General features: G+C 55.2%; 9 protein-coding genes. All 9 read right to left on the bottom strand.

Annotation, left to right across the window (positions count from 1 at the left end; translation table 11 throughout):
* Positions 1-195: 195 nt before the first annotated feature.
* Entirely contained in the window at positions 196-1,101 is a 906-nt protein-coding gene (gene rimK / locus ACIQ0G_RS09555) for a 30S ribosomal protein S6--L-glutamate ligase (protein WP_397577706.1), read from the bottom strand.
* Complete coding sequence (locus ACIQ0G_RS09550; protein ID WP_397577705.1) at positions 1,098-1,574, bottom strand: ATP-dependent zinc protease; 477 nt, start codon at positions 1,572-1,574, stop codon at positions 1,098-1,100. Before ACIQ0G_RS09550 ends, rimK begins: the two co-directional genes overlap by 4 nt.
* Positions 1,575-2,282: a hypothetical protein gene (locus tag ACIQ0G_RS09545; RefSeq protein WP_397577704.1), complete on the bottom strand. Its 708-nt coding sequence runs from the start codon at positions 2,280-2,282 to the stop codon at positions 1,575-1,577. It lies immediately after the preceding gene.
* Between the two features lie 59 nt (positions 2,283-2,341).
* Positions 2,342-2,986 carry an adenylate kinase gene (locus tag ACIQ0G_RS09540; RefSeq protein WP_397577703.1) on the bottom strand — a complete coding sequence of 215 codons (645 nt, stop codon included), beginning with the start codon at positions 2,984-2,986 and terminating at the stop codon, positions 2,342-2,344.
* Positions 2,987-3,021: 35 nt separating this feature from the next.
* A complete protein-coding gene (gene secY, locus ACIQ0G_RS09535) occupies positions 3,022-4,398 on the bottom strand; it encodes a preprotein translocase subunit SecY (RefSeq protein WP_333569389.1) in 1,377 nt (458 codons plus the stop codon).
* Between the two features lie 172 nt (positions 4,399-4,570).
* A complete protein-coding gene (rplO, locus tag ACIQ0G_RS09530) occupies positions 4,571-5,107 on the bottom strand; it encodes a 50S ribosomal protein L15 (protein WP_183941952.1) in 537 nt (178 codons plus the stop codon).
* Positions 5,108-5,146: 39 nt separating this feature from the next.
* Complete coding sequence (gene rpmD / locus ACIQ0G_RS09525) at positions 5,147-5,323, bottom strand: 50S ribosomal protein L30 (RefSeq protein WP_183941953.1); 177 nt, start codon at positions 5,321-5,323, stop codon at positions 5,147-5,149.
* Between the two features lie 5 nt (positions 5,324-5,328).
* A complete protein-coding gene (gene rpsE, locus ACIQ0G_RS09520; protein WP_397577707.1) occupies positions 5,329-6,018 on the bottom strand; it encodes a 30S ribosomal protein S5 in 690 nt (229 codons plus the stop codon).
* Between the two features lie 2 nt (positions 6,019-6,020).
* On the bottom strand, positions 6,021-6,244 hold a 224-nt coding region (locus tag ACIQ0G_RS09515), incomplete at its 5' end, for a 50S ribosomal protein L18 (RefSeq protein ID WP_397577702.1).

Here is a 6,244-nt window from a genome sequence, read left to right as displayed (position 1 = left end):
AACTCCGGCAATACGTGCCAATTTATTTACTCCTGCTCCACAGGTGTCCCGAAAGACAAACCCTATCTCAACGCTGATGATATTCCGAAACGCACAAAACCAGCGGACGCGAAAAAGCGCTGCTGGCTGCACCAGATGTTCGGAATTCACGTCGCCTTACGGTGAGTCGCGCCAACTGTCAAGGCTGGCGGCGCGCTATCCCTTGCCTTTGGTCTTGGTTTTGCCCGCAATTGCGTTTTCCTCGATGAACGCAATAATCCGGCTCGCAATATCCTTGCCGGTGGCTTTTTCGATTCCTTCAAGCCCGGGCGAACTGTTCACTTCCATGATGACCGGGCCATGATTGGACCGCAGCATATCGACGCCAGCGACATTTAACCCCATGGCGCGCGCGGCGCGGACTGCGGTTGATCGTTCCTCCGGCGTGATTTTTATCGCTTCAGCCGAACCGCCGCGGTGCAGATTTGATCGAAAATCGCCCTCCGCCCCCTTACGCTGAATCGATGCAACGACCTTGTTGCCGATCACAAAGCACCGGATGTCGGTGGCATTTGCCTCTTTGATAAACTCCTGCACGAGGATGTTCACGTTGGCACCGCGAAACGCCTCAATGACGGAGCGGGCCGACTTTTCGGTCTCACCCAAAACCACGCCAATGCCCTGCGTGCCTTCCAATAGCTTGATGACCACGGGCGCGCCGCCAACCATTTTGATGACTTCATCGGTTTGCTTGGGATCGTGGGCGAATGCCGTTACCGGCAGGCCAAGCCCCTTGCGCGCCAGAATCTGCAACGACCGCAGCTTGTCGCGGGATCTGCCGATGGCGACGCTTTCGTTCAATGACCATACGTTCATCATCTCAAACTGACGCAGCACAGCGAGGCCGTAAAATGTGATGGACGCGCCAATGCGCGGAATGACCGCGTCATATTTGCCAAGCTTGGCACCCTGATAATATGCTTCGGGGCGGTGCGACGTGATGTTCATCGTCACCCGCAACGTATTCAGAACATCAATCTCATGTCCACGCGCCAAGGCGGCTTCGACGAGCCGTTGGTGCGAATATAGGTTGGCGTTGCGTGCCAACATGGCGATTTTCATGTGCTCTTTTGTCCTTGATTCGCTGGCTTGCCCAATACCCAGCGTCGTGCGCTATTGACCAGAAAGCCGCGCCTTAGCGCCCGTCGGCCAATTAGCAAGGGAAAGGCCATCGAACGCCGGTTCGCCAAGGTGAGCTGTCCGTTCCAACACAGCTTACCAAAACAAAATTGCGCTGAGATGACATAACGTTCTTGCGTGTCACCATTGGAGGATCGCACCATGCGCCGGTCGATGACTGGCGCTTCATAACGCTTTGGCTTTTCGCCCGCATTCAAACGGAACCAAAATTCGACCCACGGCTTGCCGTCGCGGATGATCGGCTTAATCCGGGTAGCATGTATCGATGATGTCGCTGCGCCCGTGTCCATTTTCGCGTGCACGTGCGACAGGCCAAGGCTCGGCACATCGACCATTTCGCACCAGCCAATTTCTAATTTGCCGCCTGAACGCGGCTTGCCACCCCCGACAGCCAATTAGATCGGCTCCGGTGCGGGCGGATCGGCGACAGGGTCATCTTGTGTTTCCGCGTCCGCCGGTGCTTCATTTGCGTCGGCAGCTTCGGTCGCGGGGGCCATGTCCAAATTCTCAACATCCAGATTAAAGCCCTCAACCTTGGGTGGTTCATCCGCGGGCGGCGTAAACGGCAGCAGCATGTTTTTAAACTGCTCGCCCAACATCTTATCAACCGCAGGCGCGATTTCAGCAACCTTGTAGCGCATATAGCCGCCAACAACATAAGAGAAGCTGACGCGTGTGGCGCCGTCTTGCTTTGCGGGTTCCATGGCAACGGTCAGCGTGCCAATCACAGCTTCCGACTGGAGCGGCCCCAACGCACCTTGCATCCGCAAAACTTTGCCGGGATGCGCGAAAATAACGCGCATATGCTCGACGCTTCCGACGGTCTTAACCTTCCCGTTTGCGTCAGTTTCCTGAATCAGTTCGCAAAAGCACCCATTGGCTTGCGCATCGATATAAAAGCCCGCGGTAGAGCCCGACCAACTGTGCGACTTGTTCCAATAGTCCTTTGGCGCAAGTAGGCGCGTCCATATCTCGTCGGGCGTTGCCTGAACGGTGGCGATGTGGATGATGTTAAAACCGGTGTCCGACGCAGCTTTAACGTCGGCAAATGCCGGCGATGCTGTTGCAGCACATATGGCTGCCGTGAGGGCAAGATGTTTCATGGAAGGCGTGTCTAACAACCGTTTCCATTTCCGTCACGTTTAACTTGTTTCAGCGGGCGTCAGGCGATGATCGCTTCAATCGCCTTCGTTACGTCGTCAATCGGCGCCATGCCATCGACGCGGCTTACAAGGCCGCGGGCATCATACAGGGGCAAGATCGGTTCGGTCTTTGCGCGATACTCCGCCATGCGGGTACGGACGGTTTCTTCATTGTCATCGGGGCGACGCTTAAATTCATGCGATCCGCATTTGTCACAGGTGTCGGCTTTGACCGGTTTTTTGAAAACATCATGATAGCCATCACCGCAATTGGCGCAGGTGAAACGGCCAACAACGCGTTCGACCAACGCGTCTTCATCAACAACCAGTTCAATCACATAATGGAGCGTTCGTTGACGTGCGGACAACAGACCATCGAGAAGTGCAACTTGCGGAGCCGTGCGTGGGTAGCCATCAAAAATCAGGCCCTTATCTGCAGGGATCGCATCCATATGCTCGCCAAGAATTTCGGCCATCAATTCGTCAGGGAAAAGCTTCCCGGCCTTCATGATCTCATCCGCCATTTTACCGACTTCAGTGCCAGCCTTTACGGCAGCACGCAGGATATCGCCGGTCGACAATTGCACCATGCCATATTTCTCGACGAGAAATGCAGCCTGCGTTCCTTTGCCTGCGCCAGGAGGCCCCAAAAGGATGATATTCATGAAACGTTTCCCTGTTCGTTTCGATGTCGCACCCCTTAACGGGCGCGTCCACCCTTCAACTTGGCCTTCTTCAGCAAATCCCCATATTGGTGGGCGAGCAGATGGCTCTGGATTTGTGAAATCGTATCAATGGTGACGTTGACCAGAATGAGCAAGCTGGTTCCGCCAATCGCAAAGAACTGCTGCTGGCCGGTTTGAGCCATGACATAGTCGGGCAACAAGCAGACCAAGGTCAAATAGGCGGCGCCCAACACGGTGATGCGTGTCAGAACATAATCCAGATAGGATTCGGTGTTCTTGCCCGGACGAATGCCCGGAATGAAGCCACCGGCTTTCTTCAGATTCTCAGATGTTTCTTCCGGATTGAACACCACAGCGGTGTAAAAGAAACAGAAGAAAATGATGCCGAGGCCATAGAGCGCTAGATACACCGGCTGCCCATGGGCCAAATACTGGTTCAACGTGATGACAAAGTCACCCATCGCGCTTTCACCCGCAACCTTGTTTCCACCAAGCTGTGTAATGGTGATAGGCAACAGCAACAATGATGATGCAAAAATCGGCGGAATGACGCCAGCAGTGTTGATCTTCAAGGGAAGATGGCTGCGGTCAGCCTGCATCATGCCGCGCTGCGTCGCGCGCTTTGGATATTGAATAAGTACGCGGCGCTGGCCGCGCTCCATGAAACAGATCAGCAAAGTCAGGCCGACGAACATCAAAAGGAAGCCGACGATCAGAAAACCGCTGATCGATCCGGTCCGTCCGCCTTCAAGAAGCTGTGCGAACAACCGTGGCATTTGGGCGACGATACCCGCCATGATGATCAAGGAGATACCGTTGCCGATACCCCGCGATGTAATCTGTTCACCCAACCACATCAGGAACATGGTGCCGCCGATAAGGCTGATGGTCGCAACGACACGGAACATCAGGCCCGGTTCAACAACCGCGCTAATGCCGTTGGCCGCAGCGAGGCTCTCAAGCCCTGCCGCGAGGAAATATCCCTGCACCGCCGTCAGAAACACAGTGCCATAGCGTGTGTACTGATTAAGTTTCTTGCGTCCGCTCTCGCCCTCTTTCTTGATGGCAGCAAGCGTAGGCGAAAGCGATGAAGCGAGCTGCACCACGATCGACGCAGTGATATAGGGCATGACGCCAAGCGCGATGAGGCTCATGCGCTCAAGGCTACCGCCCGAGAAAGTGTTGAAGATATCGAGAACGCCGCCAGCGGCGTTGTTCGCATAAAGGGCAGCTTGCGCGATGGGATCAACGCCCGGTAGCGGCACGAAGCTCAGCATCCGGAATATGATGAGCGCGCCGATAGTGAACCAGATGCGGTTCTTAAGCTCTGTTGCCTGCCCGAACTTCGATAAATTGAGGTTCGAGGCCATTTGGTCGGCCCTAGATGCCATGATATACGTTCCTTGGTTCCGGATTAACCGTGAATGCACAATAATCGCGCAACGGCTTCACCCCAAAAATTTCGCCTGACTGTATCTGGACGAACCCCAGAAATGTCAAACCCCGCCAGCCCATATCGGGAAGCGGGGCTGGCATGACAAGAGCGAAGTCGTCGCCCCCGTCTTATTTCTTGGCCGCAGCTTCTTTAGCAGCGTTCTTGACTGATGATTTCTTCGCAGCTGCTTTTTCCGATGCAGAAACCTTTACCAGCACTTCAACCTTACCACCGGCCTTTTCAACGGCCTCAACGGCTGCCTTCGAAGCACCAGCGACCGAAAAGTTCACCTTGGAGGTCAGTTCACCCTTAGCCAACAAACGGACGCCGTCCTTGCCACCACGTGCAAGACCAGCTGCCTTCAACGCCGCATGGTCAACAACAGCTTTGATGTCGATTTTCTTGGCATCGATAAACTTCTGGATCATGCCCAGATTTACTTCTGCATGGTCCTTGGCGAAGATGTTGTTGAAGCCGCGCTTTGGAATACGCATGTGAAGTGGCATCTGGCCGCCTTCAAATCCGTTGATCGAAACACCCGAACGGCTGGTCTGGCCCTTTTGGCCGCGACCCGAGGTCTTGCCTTTGCCCGAACCGATACCACGGCCAACGCGCATACGGCGATGGCGGGCGCCTTCGTTGTCTTTAATGTCATTCAATTTCATGTCGTGCACTCGCTTTCGCTTTAATTCGCGCTGATGTTATCAGTCCTGAATTTGGACCATGTGACGAACTGTGCGGATCATTCCGCGCACTTCGGCTGTGTCTTCGATTTCGACAACGCGGTTCATCTTGTCAAGGCCAAGGCCCTTTAAAGTTGCGCGCTGTGAGGCTGGACGGCGGATCGGCGAACCGGTCTGCTTCAGTTTAATCTTCGCCATATCGATTACTCCGCAATAGCTTCTGCGTCGGCTTCAGCAGTTTTGCTGCCACCGCGACCAAGAAGGTCGGCGATTTTCTTGCCGCGACGCTGCGCTACCGACTTGGGGCTGGTCTGTTCAGACAGCGCCGCGAAAGTAGCACGGATCATGTTGTAAGGGTTCGACGTACCGACCGATTTGGTCACAACGTCCGCAACGCCCAGGCTTTCGAAAACGGCGCGCATTGGGCCACCTGCGATGATGCCGGTACCGGCTGGTGCCGAACGCAACGTCACCTTGCCAGCGCCGAAATGGCCCTTGCCGTCGTGATGCAACGTACGACCATCTTTCAGGGCAACGCGGATCATCGATTTCTTGGCAGCTGCAGTCGCTTTGTTAATGGCTTCTGGCACTTCGCGTGCTTTACCATGACCAAAGCCTACGCGACCCTGACCGTCACCAACAACGACGAGTGCCGCAAAACCGAAGCGCTTACCGCCCTTAACAGTTTTCGAAACGCGGTTGATGTGAACGAGCTTTTCGATCGTGCCATCATCTTCTTCCTGTGCAGGACGACGATCGTTGTTACGACCACGGCCACCGCCACCACGGTTATCACCGCCGCCACGACCGCCGCGACCGCGACGTTGACCTTCGGCTGCTTCAGGAGCTGCGCCGTCAGTCACAGATACAGTGCTTTCAGTGTTTTCAGCCATCATCAGAACTCCAATCCGCCTTCGCGCGCTGCATCAGCAAGCGCTTTGACGCGACCGTGGAACAGGAACCCGCCACGATCAAAAACCACGCTGGAAATACCAGCTTTCTTAGCAGCTTCGGCTACCCGCTTGCCAACATCAGCCGCAGCTTCAGTTGTCGAGCCGTTCTTAGCCTTCACGTCCTTGTCGAGGGTCGAAGCAGACGCGATGGTCGCGCCCTTCGAAT

The sequence above is a fragment of the Sphingorhabdus sp. genome (assembly GCF_044354325.1).
In the GTDB taxonomy this organism is placed as follows: Bacteria; Pseudomonadota; Alphaproteobacteria; order Sphingomonadales; family Sphingomonadaceae; genus Sphingorhabdus_B.
Note: the sequence above shows the minus strand (reverse complement) of the source record. Positions and strands in the feature narration are given on the sequence as shown.

Coding starts and splice junctions, on each gene's coding strand:
- rimK (WP_397577706.1), bottom strand. CDS start 1,101: ATGAAAATCGCCATGTTGGCACGCAACGCCAACCTATATTCGCACCAA.
- ACIQ0G_RS09545 (WP_397577704.1), bottom strand. CDS start 2,282: ATGAAACATCTTGCCCTCACGGCAGCCATATGTGCTGCAACAGCATCG.
- ACIQ0G_RS09540 (WP_397577703.1), bottom strand. CDS start 2,986: ATGAATATCATCCTTTTGGGGCCTCCTGGCGCAGGCAAAGGAACGCAG.
- secY (WP_333569389.1), bottom strand. CDS start 4,398: ATGGCATCTAGGGCCGACCAAATGGCCTCGAACCTCAATTTATCGAAG.
- rplO (WP_183941952.1), bottom strand. CDS start 5,107: ATGAAATTGAATGACATTAAAGACAACGAAGGCGCCCGCCATCGCCGT.
- rpmD (WP_183941953.1), bottom strand. CDS start 5,323: ATGGCGAAGATTAAACTGAAGCAGACCGGTTCGCCGATCCGCCGTCCA.
- rpsE (WP_397577707.1), bottom strand. CDS start 6,018: ATGGCTGAAAACACTGAAAGCACTGTATCTGTGACTGACGGCGCAGCT.